A 19,717-nucleotide genomic window follows, 5' to 3' on the forward strand; every position below is an offset into this window, starting at 1 on the left:
CACCGAGCACACCCACGCGCTGGTGATCATCAACCCCAACAACCCGACCGGTGCCGTCTACAGCCAGGAGACGGTCGAGGGCATGGTCGACATCGCCCGGCGGCACGACCTCGTCGTGATGGCCGACGAGATCTACGAGAAGATCCTGTACGACGGCGCGGTGCACCACCACGCGGCGACCTACGCCGGCGACGACGTGCTCTGCCTGACCTTCAGCGGGCTCTCCAAGGCCTACCGGGTGTGCGGTTACCGCGCCGGCTGGGTGATGATCTCGGGTCCGACCGAGCTCGCCACCGACTTCCTCGAGGGCCTGACGCTGATCGCGAACATGCGGATGTGCGCCAACGTCCCCGCCCAGCACGCGATCCAGACCGCCCTCGGCGGCTACCAGTCGATCCAGGACCTGGTGGCGCCGGGCGGCCGGTTCCACGAGCAGACGATGCTCGCCGACCGGCTGCTCAACCAGATCCCGGGGGTCACTTCGGTGCGGCCCCGCGGCGCGCTCTACTGCTTCCCCCGGCTCGACCCGGACGTCTACCCGATCGACGACGACGAGGCGTTCGTGATCGACCTCCTCCGCGCCAAGCGCATCCTGGTCACCCACGGCACGGGTTTCAACTGGTTCGCCCCTGACCACTTCCGGCTGGTCACGCTCCCGGACGTCGACGTGCTCGGCGAGGCGATCGGGCGGATCGCCGACTTCCTGGCCACCCGGCGCTAGCCACGCCATGGCCGAGCTCGTCTACTCCTCCATCATCCGGCTCGCGAAGCTCGGCTTCCGGGCCCTCGGCCAGCAGATCGAGGTCACCGGGCTCGAGCACATCCCGCGCACCGGCGGCGCACTGCTCGCGGTCAACCACGTCGGCTACGTCGGCTACGTCGACTTCGTCTACGGCGGCCTGGCTCCCGACCGCGTCGGACGCCGGGTCAGGTTCATGGCCAAGCGCGAGCTCTTCGACCACCGCGTGACGGGGCCGGTGATGCGGGCCTGTCGGCACATCGAGGTCGACCGGACCGATGGCGAGTCGTCCTTGACCGTCGCCGCCCGCTACCTGGCGGACGGCGAGCTGGTCGGGATCTTCCCCGAGGCCACGATCTCCCGGGCGATGGAGATCAAGGACCCCAAGACCGGGGCCGTCCGGATCGCCGGCGCGGCGGGGGTCCCCCTGGCGCCGCTCGTCCTCTGGGGCACCCAGCGGCTGAATGACCAAGGACCACCCTCGGGACTTCTCGCGAGGCACGGCGATCACCATTCGGGTGGGTCCCGCCGTCCCGGTCACCGGAGAAGACGCGGTCACCGAGACGGCCGAGCTGAAGCGTGTGCTTCAGCGGCTGCTGGACGAGGCTGTCCAGAGCTACCCCCAGCACGAGGTGGGCGCCTGGTGGGTCCCCGCGTCGTACGGCGGGACGGCGCCGAGCCTCGAGGAAGCAGCGCGATTGGACGTCCAAGAACGCCGCGAGCGCGCCGCTCAGCGTACGCCGAAAGCGTCCTGACCTGCGGAAACATCCCAAGATCGATCTGTCGTCAGGTCGCTTTGTCGACAAAGCGATCTAGCGACCATGGCTCAGATCGGACGGTCCGTGCGGTTGCGTGGGTCCATGATGTCGACGATCCGGCGCAGGTCGTCCAGCGAAGCGAACTCCACGGTGATGCGGCCCTTGCGCTGGCCGAGGTCGACCTTGACCCGGGTCTCGAGCCGGTCCGAAAGACGGTTGGCGAGGTCCTGGAGCCCCGGGGCGGAGGGCTTGCGCCGACGGGTCGGAGCCTCCCGGTGCGGGGTCTCGCCCACGGCCACGAGCTCCTCGAGCCCCCGCACGCTGATGCCCTCGGCGACCACCCGCGCGGCCAGCCGGTCCTGGAGGTCGGGATCCTCCACAGCCAGGAGGGAACGGGCGTGACCCGCGGAGATGACGCCGGCCGCGACGCGGCGCTGCACCGCGGGCGACAGCTTGAGCAGCCGGATCGTGTTGCTGATCTGAGGACGCGACCGACCGATCCGCGACGCCAGCTCGTCATGGGTGCAGGAGAAGTCCTCCAGGAGCTGCTGGTACGCAGCGGCCTCCTCCAGCGGGTTGAGCTGCGACCGGTGGAGGTTCTCGAGCAGGGCGTCGCGCAGCATGTCCGCGTCCTCGGTCCGACGCACGATCGCGGGGATCCGCTCGAGGCCGGCCACCTGCGCGGCACGCCAGCGACGCTCCCCCATCACCAGCTCGTAGGACGCCTCCCCGGTCCGCCGGACGACGACCGGCTGGAGCAGGCCGACCTCCTTGATCGAGTGCACCAGCTCGGCCATGGCCTCCTCCTCGAAGACCTGACGCGGCTGGACCTGGTTGGGGCTCACCTGGGCGATCGGGAGGTCGGCGAAGTAGGCGCCGGCCGGCGCCGGAGCGACCTCGGTCGCTGTCGCCGTGGCGGTGGTGGTCTCTCCCTCGCCCGACTCCGCCGGACCGGTGGGGATCAGGGCGCCCAGCCCGCGGCCCAGTCCGCGGCGCGGTCGTTCCGACGTCATCGAGGTGCACCCTTCCTGGCGATCTCGCGGGCAGCCTCGAGGTAGGAGAGCGCACCCGGTGAAGCGGGATCGTAGGTCATCACGGTCTGGCCGTACGACGGCGCCTCCGACACCCGCACCGATCGCGGGATCGCCGTGCGCAGCACCTGGTCGCCGAAGTGCTCGCGCACCTCCTGGGCGACCCCCGAGGCCAGCCGGGTCCGGGCGTCGTACATCGTGACCATGATGGTGGAGACGACCAGCCCCGGGTTCAGGTGGGCCTTGACCATCTCGACGGTCTCGAGCAGCTGCCCGAGGCCCTCGAGCGCGTAGTACTCCGCCTGGATCGGGATCAGCATCTCCGCCCCGGCGACGAGCGCGTTCAGCGTGAGCAGGCCGAGGGACGGCGGGCAGTCGACGAACACGTAGTCGTAGCGCTCCTCGCCCGCGCCCTCGGCGGTGCCGATCCGGGGGTGTCCGGCGATCGCCCTGCGCAGCCGGTTCTCCCGGGCCACCACGCTGACCAGCTCGATCTCGGCGCCGGCGAGGTCGATGGTCGCGGGCACGACCTCGAGCAGGGGGAGGTCGGGCACGGGCGAGGCCAGGCCCGACAGCTCCTCGCCGTCCACCAGCGCGTCGTACGCCGAGGGGACGCCACGCCGGTGCTCGACGCCGAGTGCGGTCGACGCATTGCCCTGCGGGTCGAGGTCGATCACCAGCACCCGCTGGCCGAGCTGGGCCAGCGCGGCCGCCACGTTCACCGTGGTCGTGGTCTTGCCGACCCCGCCCTTCTGGTTGGCCACGACCAGGACCCGCGTCGAGTCCGGACGGGGCATCGGGGGACGGTTCGCGGCCTCGTGGCGAGCTCGGACGGTGTCCTCGGCCATCCGGGCCAGCGGCGTGCTGTCATCGGCGTCCAGCCGCGCGCCGGCATCGGCGAGGTCCCCCGCCGTGCGGATCACCCGGGCCCGGGCGACGGCATCGGTGGCGTGACCGATCGGCTGATCCGCGGGCTGATCGCTGGGCTGATCCGTCGTGCGATCACTCGGCGGGTCGGTGGTTTCACGTGAAACATCGCTGTCCTCCTCGGCGGGAGGACTAGTCACAGGGGACTGTGGAAAACCGGGGTCAACCTGTGGATGCTCACGCTCAGCCGGCCAGCCCAGGCCGGTGGAAAACTCTGCTCCCCGGTCGGTCTCCGATGGCTCCTCTGGCCACCCGAGCCCGGCTTTCGACGATCCCCCCGGCCCCGTGGCCGCGTCCTGACTCACCCGTGATTCCCTTCGACATCCGACCACCCTCGACCCCGGCCAACCTATCCCCGCCGCCCGATCCGGGCCACCCGCACCACCGTGGTCACCGAGGACCCCGGGACCGAACAGCAGACGATCTCGGCGTGTGCGGAGACTCGTCGCAGTTCCGGCTCGGCGGCGGCGACCTCCTCCTGAGCGGACGAACCCTTCATCGCGAGCAGCTCGCCGCGGTCGGCGAGCAGGGGTATCCCCCACCGCACCAGCCTCGACAGAGAGGCGAGAGCCCGGGCAGTCACCACGTCGAAGGGGCCCGCGCCGGGCCACTCGCCGGCCCGTTCGCGCACCACCGTTGCGTTCGGCAGGTGAAGGCGGGCGCACGTCTCCTCGAGGAAGGTGACACGCCGGGCCATCGGCTCGACCAGGGTGACCCGGAGGTCGGGGCGGGCGATCGCGAGCACGAGCCCGGGCAGCCCCGCCCCCGAACCCAGGTCGGCGACGGCGGCGCCCTCGGGGATCAGCGGTCCGAGCAGACCGCAGTTGATCAGGTGCCGGTCCCAGAGCCGGGGCACCTCGCGAGGGCCGATCAGCCCCCGGACCAGGGCGTCGGTCGCCAGCACGCCGGCGTACCGCTCCAGGAGGGGAAGCCGGTCCGGTGAGAAGACAGCCGCGGCGACCGTCGGGTCGGGCGCCGGCATGGTTTCACGTGAAACATCGTCTCCCCCCGCCCGGGGCGAGTCGTCCATCAGGCGGGAAGAACCACCACGTACCGCCGGGGCTCGACGCCCTCGGACTCCGACGACAGGCCGGCGGCGGCCACGGCGTCGTGTACGACCTTCCGCTCGAACGGGGTCATCGGCCGCAGCGCGGCCTGTTCACCCGACTCCTTCACCTGAGCCACCGTGGTCGCGGCCAGCTCCTCGAGCTCCCGGCGGCGGGTCGCCCGATGGCCCGAGATGTCCAGCATCAACCGGGACCGCTCACCGGTCTCCCGGTAGACAGCCAGCCGGGTGAGCTCCTGCAAGGCATCGAGCACCTTCCCGCCGTCGCCCACCAGCTGCTGGAGGTCGGCGCCCACGATCGACACCACGGCGCGCTCGCCCTCGACGTCCATGTCCAGGTCACCGTCGAGGTCGGCGATGTCGAGCAGCTCCTCGAGGTAGTCCGCGGCGATCTCGCCCTCCTGCTCCAGCCGCTCCTGCACCGGGGTCCCGGCGTCGGCGGCGTCCTCGGTTCCGGTCTCCTGACCGGCGTCATCCCCGCCCTCGGCGACCATCGCGGCCTCCTGGAGGGCGGTGTCGTCGGTGCCCTCCGCCGATGACGTCTGCTCGGTCTCGCTCATGCCGTCTTCCCCTCACTCGTGCCGTCGTCCTCGTCGCCCCGCTTGTCCCCCGGCTTCTCGCCCGGCTTCTCGCCCGGCTTTCCGCCGGCCTTGCCGACGGCGCCGCGGGAGCGCTTCCGCTGCTGCTTGGACTGCCGCTTCGGCTGTTGACGCGGCTGCTGGCGCGGAGCCGGCGGCGGCTCGACGGCGGACGTATCGTCGGTGGCCGTCGGCGTCTCCGTGACGATCCGGCCCCTGGCGCGGTCGCGCTTCTGCTTGGCCTCGAAGGCCGGCGTCCCCGGGGCGGGATTGCGGCGGATCACGTAGAACTGCTGACCCATGGTCCACAGGTTCGTGGTCGTCCAGTAGAAGAGGACACCGATCGGGAACGCCACGCCACCGACGGCGAACACGACCGGCAGAACGTACAGCAGCATCTTCTGCTGCTGCGCGTACGGACCGCTCATCGCGTCCTTCGGCATGTTCTTGGTCATCAGCTGGCGCTGGGTCGTGAACGTCGTGATCGTCATCGCGACCACCAGCACCGCCGCCAGGATCTGGACGCTCGCCAGACCGTCCGGCTTCAGGAAGGTCGCCGAGATCGGGATGTGGCCGAACAGCCTCGCGTGCCCGAAGCTGGCCGCCTCCTTCGCCGTCAGGAACCCGTTGGCCTTGTCGTTCTTGGCCGCCTGGTCGAGCAGCCGGAACAGGGCGATGAAGATCGGCGACTGGACGAGCAGCGGCAGGCACGAGGCGAAGGGATTGGTGCCGCTCTCGCGGTACAGCGCCATCGTCTCCTGGGCCAGCTTCTCGCGGTCGTGGCCGTACTTCTTCTGCAGCTCCTTGACCTTCGGCTGGATCAGCTGCATGTTCCGGCTGGCGTTGATCTGCTTGACGAACAGCGGGATCAGGGCGGCGCGGATGACCAGCGTCAGGCCCACGATCGACAGCGCCCAGGACATCCCTCCCTTGGCCGGCAGGACCAGGCTGAACAGCTCGTGCCACCCGAGCAGGACCGCCGAGATCGCGTAGTACAGCGGCACCAGGATGTAGTGGCCGAGCTGGCCGATCGAATCCACGGATCAGGCTCCTTGGGTCGGGGTCGTGCGGGTGGGCACCGGGTCGTAGCCACCGGCGGCCCACGGGTGGCAGCGCAGCAGGCGGCGGGCGGCCAGCCAGGAGCCCCGGACCGCGCCGTACTCCGTGACGGCCTGCAGCGCGTACGCCGAGCAGGACGGGTGGTAGCGGCAGACCTGGCCGTAGAGCGGGCTGATGAAGAAGCGGTACAGCCGGAGCAGACCGATCAGCAGGTAACGCATCTGGTCAGCTCACCGTCCCGGGCTCCGCACGATGTCGGGCTTCGAGCACCCGCTGCAGACAACGGTCGAGGTCGGCGCCGAGTTCCTGGTACGTCGCGTCCGCGGCCGGGGCGAGGGCCCGGACCACCAGGGCGCTGCCGGGCGGCAGCTCGGGGAGACGGTCGCGGCAGAGGTGACGCAGCCGACGTTGCACCCGGTGCCGGACCACGGCGATCCCGACGCTCCGGCCGACCACGAAGCCGACCCGGGCCGGGCTCTCGGCCCGTGCCGGGACAGCCGCGAGCAGATGCACCACGAGGGTGTCGCTCCCGCTGCGGCGGCCGGTGCGTGAGACACGGCGCAGGTCGGCACCACGGCTGAGACGGTGTGGCGCCGGGAGCACGGACGAGGAGGCACGGGGGCCGATCGAGGCCGGTCGAGCCGAGGGCTCAGACGGCCAGACTCTTGCGGCCCTTGCGGCGGCGGGCGGACAGGATCGCGCGCCCCGCGCGGGTGCGCATCCGCAGCCGGAAACCGTGCACCTTGTGGCGACGGCGGTTGTTCGGCTGGTACGTACGCTTGCTCACGGCTTCTCTCCGATGCGGGTCAGGGGCGGTCACGCCGGCTCGGCTGGATCGCCCGATGCGTCGGACGGAGCTGATCGAAACACACGACTCGGCCACTGGATGGACGAGCCTCGAGTTCGGCCGGCACCGCCCGCCCACGCGCTCGGCGGAGCACCCAGCAGGGAGCGCCGGCGACATGGACATGCGGCACCCGTCGACACCGGGTGACCGAGAAACGGTACGCGGGCCGTCTCCGTGAGGTCAAATCCCGCCTCGGCCCCGGCGTCCTGGAGGCACCGGGGTCGCCGAGACGCCCTCGAAGAGACCGTCGGCTCGCCGGCCAGGGTGTGGAAATCGGACCAGCACCCTACCCGCTCCGGACCGGTTCCGCAGGGGTTCCAGAACCTGTGGATAGCGCCTTGCCGGGGGCCTCGCCGCGGCGTTATGTTCGGACCTCGTCGAGTTTCCCCGCGTTCGGGTCGGCCCTTCCCCGCAGGTACGTCGCCACCGTCGTCAGCGGACCCCGAAATGGTCTCTGACCTGCAGTGATGCGCACCTGACGCGACCACCGTGAACGTCTCGGCAGGTTGTTTCCACAAGGAGGCAGCCAGGTTCACAAGGTGTGGACAAACCTGTGGAACCCATGACCGCCCCGGCGCCGCCCGGACCGGGGCCGGGCCATCATGCAGGCACGGCACGCGCGACGAACAGAGAGCGGGACTTCCTGTGGACAACGACTCCGACCTCGCTGCCACCTGGCAGCGCGTCATCGAGGAGCTGCAGCCCAACCAGCAGGCCTGGGTCAGAGCGAGCGAGCCGGCCGGATGGCACGGCAACACCGCGATCATCGCCGTCGGGGACGACTTCACCCGGACCCAGCTCGAGGGCCGGCTGCGCGGGCAGCTCGAGGACGCCCTGACCGAGAGCTTCGGGCGCGAGATCCGGCTCGCGGTCACGGTCAACCCGGCGCTCGGCGAGGCCACGCACCCCGCCCCTCTCGATGAATCGACGAGTCCACCTGTCGATTTGTCGACAGATCTCCATGTCTCCCCGGCGACACCGGCTCCCCACGCACCCCCGGCTCCAGCCCCCGGCGAGACCCGGCTGAACCCGAAGTACGCCTTCGAGACCTTCGTCATCGGTTCCTCCAACCGCTTCCCGCACGCCGCCGCGGTCGCGGTGGCGGAGGCGCCGGGCAAGGCCTACAACCCGCTGCTGGTGTACGGCGACTCCGGCCTCGGCAAGACCCACCTGCTCCACGCCATCGGGCACTACGTCCGCTCCCTCTACAACGGAGCCAAGGTGCGCTACGTGTCGAGCGAGGAGTTCACCAACGAGTTCATCAACGCGATCCGCGACGACCGGCAGGACCGGTTCAAGCGTCGCTACCGCGACGTCGACGTGCTGCTGATCGACGACATCCAGTTCCTGGAGGGCAAGACCCAGACCCAGGAGGAGTTCTTCCACACCTTCAACACGCTCCACAATGCGAACAAGCAGATCGTGCTCACCTCCGACCGGGCGCCCAAGCGGCTTGAGGCGCTCGAGGACCGGTTGCGCAACCGGTTCGAGTGGGGACTGATCACCGACGTGCAGCCGCCCGACCTCGAGACCCGGATCGCCATCCTGCGCAAGAAGGCCGCGATGGACCGGCTCTCCGCGCCCGCCGACGTGCTGGAGTTCATCGCCAGCAAGATCCAGACCAACATCCGCGAGCTCGAGGGTGCGCTGATCCGGGTGACCGCGTTCGCCAACCTCAACCGCCAGGAGGTCGACATGACCCTGGCCGAGATCGTGCTCAAGGACCTGATCCCCGAGGGCGGCGAGCCGGAGATCACCGCGGCGCTGATCATCGCCCAGACCGCGGCGTACTTCGGGCTGTCCATCGACGAGCTGACCGGCCCGAGCCGCGGCCGGCACCTGGTGATGGCCCGCCAGATCGCGATGTACCTGTGCCGCGAGCTGACCGACCTGTCGCTGCCGAAGATCGGCGCGCAGTTCGGCAACCGCGACCACACGACGGTGATGTACGCCGACCGCAAGATCAACCAGCTGCTCGCCGAGCGCCGAGCGGTCTTCAACCAGGTCAGCGAGCTCACCAACCGGGTCAAGATGCAGGCCCGGCAGGCATGACCGACCCCGCGACCGAACCACAACCGTGCAAGATGTGGACCGCGGTGTTGGCGGGTCCGGCGCGTCGTCCACAGACCGTGTGGAGCGGCGTACGACGTGGTCGGTAAGGGTCGTCGCCGGCCACAGGAGAGCCGGGATTCGCACGCGTCGGTCCACACCGGCTGTGGAGAGCGAATCGGCTGGTGACCTGCGCCGACGGCGTTCCTCCACAGTTTCCACGGACGCTACGACTCCTGCCGACCTACTGATGGATCACGAACCTCCACAACGACCACCCTCCGCCCGTCCTGGGGACAAACCGGGCGCCACTCCCGCGTGGGGGTGCCGCGTGGCAGGATGCACAGTCCAGAATCCCCACAGAATTACCAGGGTGCGGTTCTCGAGTGACCGCGCCGCTCATCTGCCTTGCGAAGGAACCGTGAAGTGAAGTTCCGCGTCGACCGCGACGTACTCGCGGATGCCGTCGCCTGGGCGGCACGCAGCCTTCCCGTCCGCCCCAGCGTCCCGGTGCTGTCCGGGCTGCTGATCGAGGCGAGCGACGACGGCCTGGTGCTGTCGACCTTCGACTACGAGACGTCCGCCCGCGCCACCCTGAACGCCGAGGTCTCCGACGAGGGCAAGGCCCTGGTCAGCGGCCGACTACTGTCCGACATCTGCCGGAGCCTGCCGGCCAAGCCGGTGGAGATGGTGCTCGAGGGGGCCCGGGTCAGCCTGACCTGCGGGTCCGCCCGGTTCAGCCTGCAGACCATGCCGGTGGAGGACTACCCGGCGCTGCCCGCCATGCCGGCCGCGACCGGCACCGTGTCCAGTGACGTGTTCGCGCACGCCGTCCTCCAGGCCGTGACCGCGGCCGGCCGCGACGACATGCTGCCGGTGCTGACCGGCGTCCGCATCGAGATCTCGGGGTCGACGATCTCGATGCTGGCCACCGACCGGTTCCGGCTCTCCCACCGAGAGCTCGACTGGCAGCCGAACAGCCCCGACGAGTCGCTGGCCGCGCTGGTCCCGGCCCGGGTCCTCGGTGACACGGCGCGCTCACTGACCGCGGGCAGCGAGGTCACCATCGCCCTGGCTGCGGGCGGCACGGGCGAGGGCATCATCGGCTTCGAGGGCTCGGCTCCGGGCGGCACCCGGCGTACGACGACCCGGCTGCTGGACGGCGAGTTCCCCAAGGTCCGCAGCCTGTTCCCCAACGAGCACCAGACCGTGGCGACCGTCGACAAGACGTCGCTGATCGAGTCGCTCAAGCGAGTGGCGCTGGTGGCCGAGCGCAACACCGCCGTTCAGCTGGCGTTCTCCGACGGCACCCTCACCCTGGACGCCGGCTCGGGGGACGAGGCGCAGGCGAGCGAGTCGATCGAGGCCTCGATCCAGGGCGAGGACATCACCACAGGCTTCAACCCGCAGTTCCTGCTCGACGGGCTCCAGGTGATCGACGAGGCGGTGGTCGAGCTGGCGTTCACGGTGTCGACCAAGCCCGTTGTCATCAGTGGTTCGATGGGAGACAGTGACCCCACAGGTGACGGCACCGGGTTCCGCTACCTCCTGATGCCGAGGCGCCTGCTCTCCTGACCCGACTCCCCTCAAGGAGCGAAGCATGGAACTCGGACTCGTCGGCCTCGGCAAGATGGGCGGCAACATGCGCACCCGGCTGCGCAACGCCGGCCACACCGTGATCGGTTACGACCGCAACCCCGACGTGTCCGACGCCGGGAGCCTGGCCGAGATGGTCGAGAAGCTGCCGAGCCCGAAGGTCGTCTGGGTGATGGTGCCGTCCGGCGACCCCACCCGCGACACCGTCACGGAGCTGGCCGGCCTGCTCGGGGAGGGCGATCTGGTCGTCGACGGCGGCAACTCCAAGTGGACCGACGACCAGGCCAACGCCGACCTGCTCGCCCGGAAGGGGATCGGTTTCGTCGACTGCGGCGTCTCCGGCGGTGTGTGGGGCCTGAAGAACGGCTACGCCTTGATGTGCGGCGGCTCCGAGGAGAACGTCGCGAAGGTGCAGCCGGCCTTCGACGCGCTCAAGCCCGAGGGGGACGCCGGCTTCGTCCACGCGGGCTCGACGCCCGGGGCCGGGCACTTCTCGAAGATGGTCCACAACGGCATCGAGTACGCCATCATGCAGGCCTACGCCGAGGGCTGGGAGCTGCTCGACAAGGTCGACATGGTCGAGAACGTCACCGAGGTGTTCAACTCGTGGCGCGAGGGCACGGTGATCCGGTCCTGGCTGCTCGACCTTCTGGTCGCCGCCCTCCAGGAGGACGCCCATCTCGACAAGATCGCCGGCTACGCCGCCGACTCCGGCGAGGGCCGCTGGACGGTCGAGGCCGGCATCGACAACGGCGTCGCGATGCCGGCGATCGCCGCCTCGTTGTTCGCCCGGTTCGTCTCCCAGCAGGAGGACAGCCCCGCGATGAAGGCGGTCGCCGCGATGCGCAACCAGTTCGGCGGCCACGCCGTCCGCACCGAGGCGCCTCCCGGCGGCGACGTCAACCCGACCGGCTAGTGACACCCTCTTGTACGTCGCGCACCTGACGCTGGTCGACTTCCGCTCCTACGCCACCGCCGAGGTCCCGCTCGAGCCGGGCGCCACGGCGTTCATCGGCCGCAACGGGCAGGGGAAGACCAACCTGGTCGAGGCGGTCGACTACCTGTCACGGCTCAGCTCGCACCGGGTCGCTGCCGACGCGCCGCTGGTGCGCGCGGGCGCCGACCGGGCCCTGGTGCGGGCGGCGGTCGTCCGCGACGGACGGGAGGCGGTGCTCGAGGTCGAGATCAACCCGGGGAGGTCCAACCGCGCCCGCGTCAACCGTGCCGACCTTCCCCGGGCCCGGGAGCTGGTGGGCCTGGTCCGCACGGTTGTCTTCGCACCCGACGACCTGGCCCTGGTCAAGGGCGACCCGTCCGGCCGCCGGGCGTTCCTCGACGACCTGCTGGTGATGCGCGCGCCGCGACTGGCCGGCGTACGCCAGGACTACGAGCGTGTGCTCAAGCAGCGCAACTCCCTGCTCAAGTCGTCACGCGCGGGGGGACACCCCCCGCGGACCCCCCGCGGCGGTTCCGGCGCGTTGGAGACGCTGGGGGTCTGGGACGCCCACCTCGCGCGGACCGGCGCCGAGATCCTGGCCGAGCGCCTGCGCCTGGTCGCGGAGCTCCGGCCGTACGTCGGCAACGCCTACGCCACGGTGGCCCGCGGGGCGAGCAGTGACGACGCGGGCCTGGAGTACCAGCCCAGCCTCGAGATCGGCGATCTCACCGACCGGGCGTCGCTCACCGACCGGCTGCTCGAGGAGCTCGAGCGACGGCGTCCCGACGAGCTCGACCGCGGCGTCTCGCTGGTGGGCCCGCATCGCGACGAGCTCGTGTTGACCCTGGGCAACGGTGAGCACCGGCTGCCGGTGCGCGGCTACGCCTCGCACGGTGAGTCCTGGTCGTTCGCGCTGGCGCTGCGCCTGGCGTCGTACGACCTGGTGCGCGCCGACGGGGACGACCCCATCCTGATCCTCGACGACGTCTTCGCCGAGCTCGACGCCGAGCGGCGGGCCCAGCTGGCCGAGCTGGTGGCCGGCGCCGAGCAGGTGCTGGTCACCGCGGCGGTCGACGCCGACGTGCCGGAGAAGCTGGCCGGCACCCGCTACGTCGTCGCGGACGGGGAGGTGAGGCGTGAGTCCTGAGGAGCAGGAGCCTCAGCAGCAACCGGAGCACGCGGCTGACGGGCTCGACCTCGCGCGCACCCTGGCCCGGGCAACCGCTCGCTCGACCCCGGGCCGCCGCACCGCCGTACGACGTACCACCGAGCGCGCGCCGCGCACCGGCCGTGTCTCGGGAGCCCATCCCGACGACCGCGACCCGCAGACCCTCGACGCCGCGCTGACCCGGATCGTCGACGACCACGGCTGGCAGGTCGACCTCAAGGTCGCCTCGATGTTCGCCCGGTGGACCGAGCTGGTGGGGCCCGAGGTCGGCGCCCACAGCCGGGCGGAGTCGTTCGCCGACGGCAAGCTCGTGGTCCGCACCGACTCGACGGCGTGGGCGACCCAGCTGAAGCTCCTCGCTCCGGCCCTCGTCCGCCGGCTCAACGAGGACCTCGGTCACGGCACCGTCGTCGTGATCGAGGTGCTCGGCCCCCACGCGCCGTCCTGGAAGCACGGCGCCCGCTCGGTCCGGGGCAGCCGGGGGCCACGCGACACCTACGGCTGACCGGCTGCGCCCCGGGCGGTTCCCGGGGCCGTCCCCGGACCGCGAAATGCCGACCTGACGGCTCGACGGACGTATGGGGACTCGTCCGACCCCCCGATCGGCGCTCCGTGACCCGTTTCCGCCCCGCCTGAGCCCGATTTCCGTCCACAGACACCCCCATCATGGGGATGGCAACGTGGAACGCGGCCTCAGAACGGCTAGTATGGACGTCGAGGCCGCGAGCACCCCGCACGCGGCCCGTTCCATGTCAGGTCCGGCCGCGACGCCCGCGAGCCCGACCGGCCGCAGACGAAGAGGTGCGCGTGAGCGACGAGACTCCCGAGCAGTCCATCCCAGACCTCAGTCCCGAGTCACGAGCCGCGCTCCCCGAGCCGCCCAACGGTGTGGAGTACGACGCGTCCGCGATCCGGGTGCTCGAGGGGCTCGAGGCCGTCCGCAAGCGCCCCGGCATGTACATCGGCTCGACCGGCGAGCGCGGACTGCACCACCTGATCCGGGAGATCGTCGACAACGCCGTCGACGAGTCGCTGGCCGGCTACTGCGACCGGATCGTCCTCACCCTCCTCGCCGACGGCGGCGTGCGCGTCGAGGACAACGGCCGGGGCATCCCGACCGACACCGCACCCGGCCAGGAGCTGCCCGCGGTGACGCTGGCGCTGACCGTGCTCCACGCCGGCGGCAAGTTCGGTGGGGGTGGCTACAAGGTCTCCGGCGGTCTGCACGGCGTGGGTGTCTCCGTGGTCAACGCGTTGTCGACGCGTCTGGTCGTCGAGGTGAAGAACCGCGGCCACCTGTGGCGCCAGACCTTCAGCCTCGGCGTACCCGACGACGAGCTCGAGCAGGTGCGTGCGCTCGCTGAGGGTGAGCGCAGCGGCACCACGGTGACCTACTGGGCTTCTGAGGACATCTTCGAGACCACGTCGTACAACCTCGAGACGATCACCAGTTGGATCCGCGAGTACGCGTTCTTGAACAAGGGGCTGGAGTTCGTCGTCCGCGACGAGCGGCCGGTCGCCGAGGAGGTGCTCGAGGCCGTCCAGGACGACACCGTCGCCCCCGAGGTCGACGAGCACGGCGCCGACTCCATCCACAAGGCCGAGACCGGTGGCCTCGAGCAGACGTTCCGCTACGACCGCGGGCTGGTCGACTACGTCGAGTACCTCAACAAGCGCAAGACCCCGGCCAACCCCACCGTGATCTCCTTCGAGGCCGAACAGGCCGCCGGCGACGGCCAGCAGGAGATGAGCCTCGAGGTCGCGATGCAGTGGAACACCTCGTTCACCGAGTCGGTGCACACCTTCGCGAACACGATCAACACCCCCGAGGGCGGCACCCACGAGGAAGGCTTCCGCGCGGCGCTCACCTCGCTGGTCAACCACTGGGGCGAGGAGTGGGGGCTCATCAAGAAGCGCGAGGACCGCGTCTCCGGCGACGACGTACGTGAGGGCCTGACCGCGATCGTGTCGATCAAGCTCGCCGTGCCGCAGTTCGAGGGCCAGACCAAGTCCAAGCTCGGCAACACCGAGGCCAAGGGCTTCACCCAGCGCGTGGTCAACGACCAGCTCGGCGCCTGGCTCGAGCAGAACCCCTCGGAGGGCCGCGACATCGTGCGCAAGGCGCAGGCCGCGGCCAGCGCCCGGATCGCCGCCCGCAAGGCCCGCGACCTGGCCCGCTCCCGCAAGGGCCTGCTGGGCGGCGGTGGCCTCCCCGGCAAGCTGGCCGACTGCCAGTCGACCAACCCCGACGAGTGCGAGGTCTTCATCGTCGAGGGCGACTCGGCGGGCGGCTCGGCCAAGCAGGGACGCGACCCGCGCATCCAGGCGATCCTCCCCATCCGCGGCAAGATCCTGAACGTTGAGAAGGCGCGCATCGACAAGGTCCTGGCCAACCAGGAGGTCCAGGCGATCATCTCGGCGCTCGGCACGGGCATCCACGAGGAGTTCGACCTCGACAAGCTGCGCTACCACAAGATCGTGCTGATGGCCGATGCCGACGTCGACGGCCACCACATCAACACCCTGCTGCTGACGCTGCTGTTCAGGTTCATGAAGCCCCTGATCGAGCACGGCTACGTCTACATGGCGCAGCCACCGCTGTACCGCCTGCGGTGGAACAAGCCGCACGAGCACGAGTTCGTCTACTCCGACGCCGAGCGAGACGCGCTGACCAAGGACGGCGTCGCCCAGGGCAAGAAGCTGCCGAAGGAGAACCCGGTCCAGCGCTACAAGGGCCTCGGCGAGATGAATGCCGACGAGCTGTGGGAGACGACGATGGACCCGGCGGCGCGGATCCTGCTGCAGGTGACACTCGAGGACGCGGCCCGCGCCGACGAGATCTTCTCGATCCTGATGGGCGAGGACGTCGACCAGCGGCGCAGCTTCATCCAGCGCAACGCCAAGGACGTCCGGTTCCTGGACATCTAGCCCAGAGCCGGCACGCCGGTCGTCGGCCGAGCCTGTCGAGACCGCGATACGGACGTCTAGAGAAATCTAGAGCAGAGACAAGACAGAGGTAGAGAGCCACAGAATGACCGAGACCACGGGCAACCTGATCGGTGGCGGCGGCGACGGCGGCGGCCGGATCGAGCCGATCGACCTGCAGGAGTCGATGCAGCGCAGCTACATCGACTACGCGATGGCGGTCATCGTCGGCCGGGCCCTGCCCGAGGTGCGCGACGGCCTCAAGCCGGTGCACCGGCGGGTGCTCTACGCGATGTACGACGGGGGCTACCGGCCCGACCGCGGCTACTCCAAGTGCTCGCGCGTGGTCGGCGACGTCATGGGTCAGTACCACCCGCACGGCGACTCCGCGATCTACGACACCCTGGTCCGGCTCGCCCAGCCGTGGGTGATGCGCGCGCCGCTGATCCACGGCCAGGGCAACTTCGGGTCCGCGGGCAACGACCCGGCCGCGGCCATGCGGTACACGGAGTGCCGGATGGCCCCGCTGGCCATGGAGATGGTCCGCGACATCGACGAGGACACCGTGGACTTCGGCCCCAACTACGACGGGCGCTCCCAGGAGCCGGCGATCCTGCCCGCCCGGTTCCCCAACCTGCTGGTCAACGGCTCCGCCGGGATCGCGGTCGGGATGGCCACCAACATCCCGCCGCACAACCTGCGCGAGGTCGCCGACGGCGCGCAGTGGGCGCTCGAGCACCCCGACGCGACGCGCGAGGAGCTGCAGGAGGCGCTGCTCGAGCGGATCAAGGGCCCCGACTTCCCGATGGGCTCGCTGATCGTCGGCCGCCAGGGCATCGAGCAGGCCTACCGCACCGGCCGGGGCTCGATCATGCAACGGGCCGTCGTCGAGATCGACGAGGACAGCAGGGGCCGCACCACGCTGGTGATCTCCGAGCTGCCCTACATGGTCAACCCCGACAACCTGGCCCTGAAGATCGCCGAGCTCGCCGACTCCGGGCGGGTGCAGGGGATCTCCGAGGTGCGCGACGACACGTCGTCCCGCACCGGTCAGCGGCTGGTCGTCGTCCTCAAGCGCGACGCGGTGGCCCGCGTCGTGCTGAACAACCTGTTCAAGCACACCGAGCTGCAGACCAACTTCAGCGCCAACATGCTGGCGCTGGTCGACGGCGTGCCGCGCACGCTGACCGTCGACCAGTTCATCAGCCACTGGGTGGACCACCAGATCGAGGTCATCCGCCGGCGCACCGAGTACCGCCTGCGGAAGGCCGAGGAGCGCGCCCACATCCTGCGCGGCCTGGTCAAGGCCCTGGACATGCTCGACGAGGTGATCGCGCTGATCCGGCGTTCCCCGGACGTCGACGACGCCCGCACCGGGCTGATCCAGCTGCTCGACATCGACGAGCTCCAGGCCAACGCGATCCTCGACATGCAGCTGCGGCGCCTCGCGGCCCTCGAGCGGCAGAAGATCGTCGACGACCTGGTCAAGGTCGAGGCGGAGATCGCCGACTACCAGGACATCCTGGCCAAGCCCGAGCGGCAGCGGGTCATCGTCGGCGAGGAGCTCGCCGAGATCGTCGAGAAGTACGGCGACGAGCGGCGTACCCAGATCATCGCGGCGGACGGCGACCTCTCGATGGAGGACCTGATCCCCGACGAGGACCTCGTCGTCTCGCTCACCCGCGGCGGCTACGCCAAGCGCACCCGGGCCGACGCCTACCGCACGCAGAAGCGCGGCGGGAAGGGCGTGCGAGGCGCCACCCTGCGCGGCGACGACGTCGTCCAGCACTTCATCTCCACCACCAACCACCACTGGCTGCTGTTCTTCACCACGGCCGGCCGGGTCTACCGGACGAAGGCCTACAACCTGCCCGAGGCCTCGCGCGACGCGAAGGGCGGGCACGTCGCGGGGCTGCTCAGCTTCCAGCCCGACGAGGACATTGCCCAGGTGCTGGCGATCCGCGACTACGAGCAGGCGCCGTACCTCGTGCTCGCGACCCGCAACGGCCTGGTCAAGAAGACCCGGCTGGGCGACTACAACTCGCCCCGCCAGGCAGGTGTGATCGCGATCAACTTCCGCGAGGACGACGACGAGCTGATCGGCGCCGAGCTGGTCTCGCCCGACGACGACATCCTGCTGGTCTCGCGAAAGGGCCAGGCGATCCGCTTCCGGGCCGACGACGGCCAGCTGCGGCCGATGGGCCGTGCGACGTCCGGTGTGACCGGCATGAAGTTCCGCGACGGTGACTCGGTGCTGTCGATGTCGGTGATCCGGGCGGACCAGATGGTCGCCGAGGCCCACGACGCGGTGAAGCCGCAGTACGTGTTCACGATGACCGACGGTGGCTTCGCCAAGCGGTCGCGCATCACCGACTACCGCCAGCAGTCGCGCGGCGGCATCGGGATCAAGACGATGTCGCTGGAGAACGAGGACCGCGGCGGGCTGGTCGGCGCGTTCATCGTGGTCGACGGAGACGAGATCCTGTCGATCACCCAAGGCGGTCAGGTTGTTCGCAGCCCGATCAACGCAGACTTCAGGGCTACCGGTCGTTCGACCATGGGCGTGAAGTTCGTGACGCCCAAGGACGGCGACGCGGTCGCGGTGGTCACCAGGTCGGTCGAGTCGCCGGACGAGGTGCTGGAGGAGGCCTCGGGCACTGTTACTCCCTCGGGTGCGGCGGGTACGGGGCTGTCCGCGGGAGAAACCGACGAATCGCCGGATGTGGCCACGGATGCAACAATCGAGAGCGGGCCGACGTCTTCCGAGGAGTCGCCCGAGTCCGAGAACGGACCTGCTGCCGATCCAGGAGAGTGAACGCCGATGACAGAGCGCTCTGCCGAGCAGGCACCTGTCGAGACGCGCCCCCAAGACCGGGAGAGCCACCAGGACACCGCACGGATCCCCCTGGCCGAGCGGCTCCAGCGGCGGATCAGCGCGGCCGCGGACGAGCGCCGGGCGGCCAGTGAGGCGCCGCGCGAGGCTCACCGGGTGCTGCCGCCGATGCCGGCCGAGCTCCAGCACACCGAGCAACGTCCCGCAGCGCAGCCGGCTCCCGAGCCGCAGGCCCGGGCCGTTCAGGCCGTGCCCGACCGGGCCGCGCCTGAGCACACCGCACAGGTGCCGGTGACCTCGAACCGCCCGGCGGCGACCACCCGGCGTACGACGCAGGCCCCGATGCGCGGACCACGTCGCGCGCGGCTGCGGCTCAGCCGGATCGACCCGTGGTCGGTGATGAAGGTGTCGTTCCTGCTCTCGATCGCCTTCGGGATCGTCACCGTGGTCTCGGTGTTCATGGTCTGGTCGGTCCTGGGCGCCGCGGGCGTGTGGAGCTCGATCAACAACACGGTCTCCGACACCGTGTCGAGCGGCAACAACCTCTCGACGTTCAACATCGAGGACTACCTCGGCATGTCGCGGGTGATGGGCTTCACGATGCTGGTCTCGGTCATCGACGTCATCCTGATCACCGCGATCGCCACCCTCGGGGCGTTTCTGTACAACATGGCCGCGTCGCTGCTCGGGGGCGTCGAGGTCACCCTGGCCGAGGACAGCTGACCGGGCGCTTTCCGGCAGCTCACCGCCGGCTGCCGATTCGGTCGCCCTTCGTCGGCTGCGGTAATGTTCCGCACCGGTCGCCCGCTCGCCGGGACGGCCGTCCTGGTCTCTCGACCACTCCCGGGCCTATAGCTCAGACGGTTAGAGCGCTTCCCTGATAAGGAAGAGGTCACAGGTTCAAGTCCTGTTAGGCCCACTGGTCCACCCACTCACGTCGGAGTCATCATGAAGAAGCTCTTGCTCCTCGCCCTCGCCGCCGCCGGTGTCCTGTTCGCCAAGAAGAAGCTCGACGAAGGCCAGCGCGAGCAGGCGCTCTGGGCCGAGGCGACCGACAAGGTCGACCGGGACTGACCCTCCCGCGAGCCCGCTGCCGGGGTTCCGGCTCTGCTCGGTCAGGTCATCCACCCGGGGCCTTGGCGCAATTGGTAGCGCACCTGCTTTGCAAGCAGGGGGTTAGGGGTTCGAGTCCCCTAGGCTCCAC

At 70.1% G+C, this 19,717-nt stretch carries 19 protein-coding genes, 2 tRNA genes and 1 pseudogene; 14 read left to right on the plus strand and 8 right to left on the minus strand.

Annotation, left to right across the window (positions count from 1 at the left end; all coding sequences use genetic code 11):
- From VGK78_RS00125 to VGK78_RS00135, 3 genes and pseudogenes are all read left to right on the plus strand, one after another.
- Positions 1-721: aminotransferase class I/II-fold pyridoxal phosphate-dependent enzyme (locus VGK78_RS00125; protein ID WP_331525219.1), on the plus strand; the 721-nt coding region annotated here is incomplete at its 5' end.
- A gap of 7 nt (positions 722-728) precedes the next feature.
- Positions 729-1,124: pseudogene (locus tag VGK78_RS00130) on the plus strand (lysophospholipid acyltransferase family protein); the annotation flags it as partial.
- Between the two features lie 79 nt (positions 1,125-1,203).
- Positions 1,204-1,494 (plus strand): hypothetical protein, encoded by a 291-nt coding sequence (locus VGK78_RS00135; protein WP_331525220.1) that lies wholly within the window; start codon positions 1,204-1,206, stop codon positions 1,492-1,494.
- A 71-nt stretch (positions 1,495-1,565) separates the two neighbouring features.
- Here the strand turns inward: VGK78_RS00135 and VGK78_RS00140 are convergent, their stop codons facing one another.
- From VGK78_RS00140 to rpmH, 8 genes are all read right to left on the minus strand, one after another.
- The gene (locus VGK78_RS00140; RefSeq protein ID WP_331525221.1) at positions 1,566-2,510 is read right to left on the minus strand and encodes a ParB/RepB/Spo0J family partition protein; all 945 of its coding nucleotides are present in this window, start codon (positions 2,508-2,510) and stop codon (positions 1,566-1,568) included.
- The gene (locus tag VGK78_RS00145) at positions 2,507-3,451 is read right to left on the minus strand and encodes a ParA family protein (protein ID WP_331525222.1); all 945 of its coding nucleotides are present in this window, start codon (positions 3,449-3,451) and stop codon (positions 2,507-2,509) included. The genes VGK78_RS00140 and VGK78_RS00145 overlap by 4 nt, the downstream gene beginning before the upstream one ends.
- 353 nt (positions 3,452-3,804) lie before the next feature.
- The gene (rsmG, locus tag VGK78_RS00150; RefSeq protein WP_331525223.1) at positions 3,805-4,437 is read right to left on the minus strand and encodes a 16S rRNA (guanine(527)-N(7))-methyltransferase RsmG; all 633 of its coding nucleotides are present in this window, start codon (positions 4,435-4,437) and stop codon (positions 3,805-3,807) included.
- A 47-nt stretch (positions 4,438-4,484) separates the two neighbouring features.
- Complete coding sequence (locus VGK78_RS00155; RefSeq protein WP_331525224.1) at positions 4,485-5,081, minus strand: protein jag; 597 nt, start codon at positions 5,079-5,081, stop codon at positions 4,485-4,487.
- Positions 5,078-6,139: a membrane protein insertase YidC gene (gene yidC, locus VGK78_RS00160; protein WP_331525225.1), complete on the minus strand. Its 1,062-nt coding sequence runs from the start codon at positions 6,137-6,139 to the stop codon at positions 5,078-5,080. The genes VGK78_RS00155 and yidC overlap by 4 nt, the downstream gene beginning before the upstream one ends.
- A 3-nt stretch (positions 6,140-6,142) precedes the next feature.
- Entirely contained in the window at positions 6,143-6,379 is a 237-nt protein-coding gene (gene yidD / locus VGK78_RS00165; protein ID WP_331525226.1) for a membrane protein insertion efficiency factor YidD, read from the minus strand.
- 4 nt (positions 6,380-6,383) lie between these two features.
- Positions 6,384-6,761 carry a ribonuclease P protein component gene (gene rnpA, locus VGK78_RS00170; protein ID WP_331525227.1) on the minus strand — a complete coding sequence of 126 codons (378 nt, stop codon included), beginning with the start codon at positions 6,759-6,761 and terminating at the stop codon, positions 6,384-6,386.
- Positions 6,762-6,807: 46 nt separating this feature from the next.
- Positions 6,808-6,945 (minus strand): 50S ribosomal protein L34, encoded by a 138-nt coding sequence (gene rpmH, locus VGK78_RS00175; RefSeq protein ID WP_114780495.1) that lies wholly within the window; start codon positions 6,943-6,945, stop codon positions 6,808-6,810.
- A 705-nt stretch (positions 6,946-7,650) separates the two neighbouring features.
- Here rpmH and dnaA point away from each other — a divergent pair.
- From dnaA to VGK78_RS00230, 11 genes are all read left to right on the plus strand, one after another.
- Positions 7,651-9,057: a chromosomal replication initiator protein DnaA gene (dnaA, locus tag VGK78_RS00180; protein ID WP_414690608.1), complete on the plus strand. Its 1,407-nt coding sequence runs from the start codon at positions 7,651-7,653 to the stop codon at positions 9,055-9,057.
- A 423-nt stretch (positions 9,058-9,480) separates the two neighbouring features.
- Positions 9,481-10,629, plus strand: coding sequence for a DNA polymerase III subunit beta (gene dnaN / locus VGK78_RS00185; RefSeq protein WP_331525228.1), 1,149 nt, complete (start codon positions 9,481-9,483; stop codon positions 10,627-10,629).
- A gap of 25 nt (positions 10,630-10,654) precedes the next feature.
- On the plus strand, positions 10,655-11,566 hold the full coding sequence (gnd, locus tag VGK78_RS00190) for a phosphogluconate dehydrogenase (NAD(+)-dependent, decarboxylating) (RefSeq protein WP_331525229.1): 912 nt from the start codon (positions 10,655-10,657) through the stop codon (positions 11,564-11,566).
- Between the two features lie 10 nt (positions 11,567-11,576).
- On the plus strand, positions 11,577-12,734 hold the full coding sequence (recF, locus tag VGK78_RS00195) for a DNA replication/repair protein RecF (RefSeq protein WP_331525230.1): 1,158 nt from the start codon (positions 11,577-11,579) through the stop codon (positions 12,732-12,734).
- Positions 12,724-13,260, plus strand: coding sequence for a DUF721 domain-containing protein (locus VGK78_RS00200; RefSeq protein ID WP_331525231.1), 537 nt, complete (start codon positions 12,724-12,726; stop codon positions 13,258-13,260). Before recF ends, VGK78_RS00200 begins: the two co-directional genes overlap by 11 nt.
- Positions 13,261-13,562: 302 nt before the next feature.
- Positions 13,563-15,683 carry a DNA gyrase subunit B gene (locus VGK78_RS00205; RefSeq protein ID WP_414690609.1) on the plus strand — a complete coding sequence of 707 codons (2,121 nt, stop codon included), beginning with the start codon at positions 13,563-13,565 and terminating at the stop codon, positions 15,681-15,683.
- Between the two features lie 103 nt (positions 15,684-15,786).
- Positions 15,787-18,495, plus strand: a complete 2,709-nt coding sequence (gene gyrA, locus VGK78_RS00210) for a DNA gyrase subunit A (RefSeq protein ID WP_331525232.1) — start codon at positions 15,787-15,789, stop codon at positions 18,493-18,495.
- Positions 18,496-18,501: 6 nt separating this feature from the next.
- Positions 18,502-19,236: a DUF3566 domain-containing protein gene (locus VGK78_RS00215; RefSeq protein WP_331525233.1), complete on the plus strand. Its 735-nt coding sequence runs from the start codon at positions 18,502-18,504 to the stop codon at positions 19,234-19,236.
- Positions 19,237-19,358: 122 nt separating this feature from the next.
- Positions 19,359-19,432, plus strand: a tRNA-Ile gene (locus VGK78_RS00220).
- Positions 19,433-19,461: 29 nt separating this feature from the next.
- The gene (locus VGK78_RS00225) at positions 19,462-19,587 is read left to right on the plus strand and encodes a DLW-39 family protein (protein ID WP_331525234.1); all 126 of its coding nucleotides are present in this window, start codon (positions 19,462-19,464) and stop codon (positions 19,585-19,587) included.
- Positions 19,588-19,643: 56 nt separating this feature from the next.
- Positions 19,644-19,716 (plus strand) — tRNA-Ala (locus VGK78_RS00230).
- Position 19,717: the final 1 nt, after the last annotated feature.

The organism is Nocardioides sp. (genome assembly GCF_036503465.1).
In the GTDB taxonomy this organism is placed as follows: domain Bacteria; phylum Actinomycetota; class Actinomycetes; order Propionibacteriales; family Nocardioidaceae; genus Nocardioides.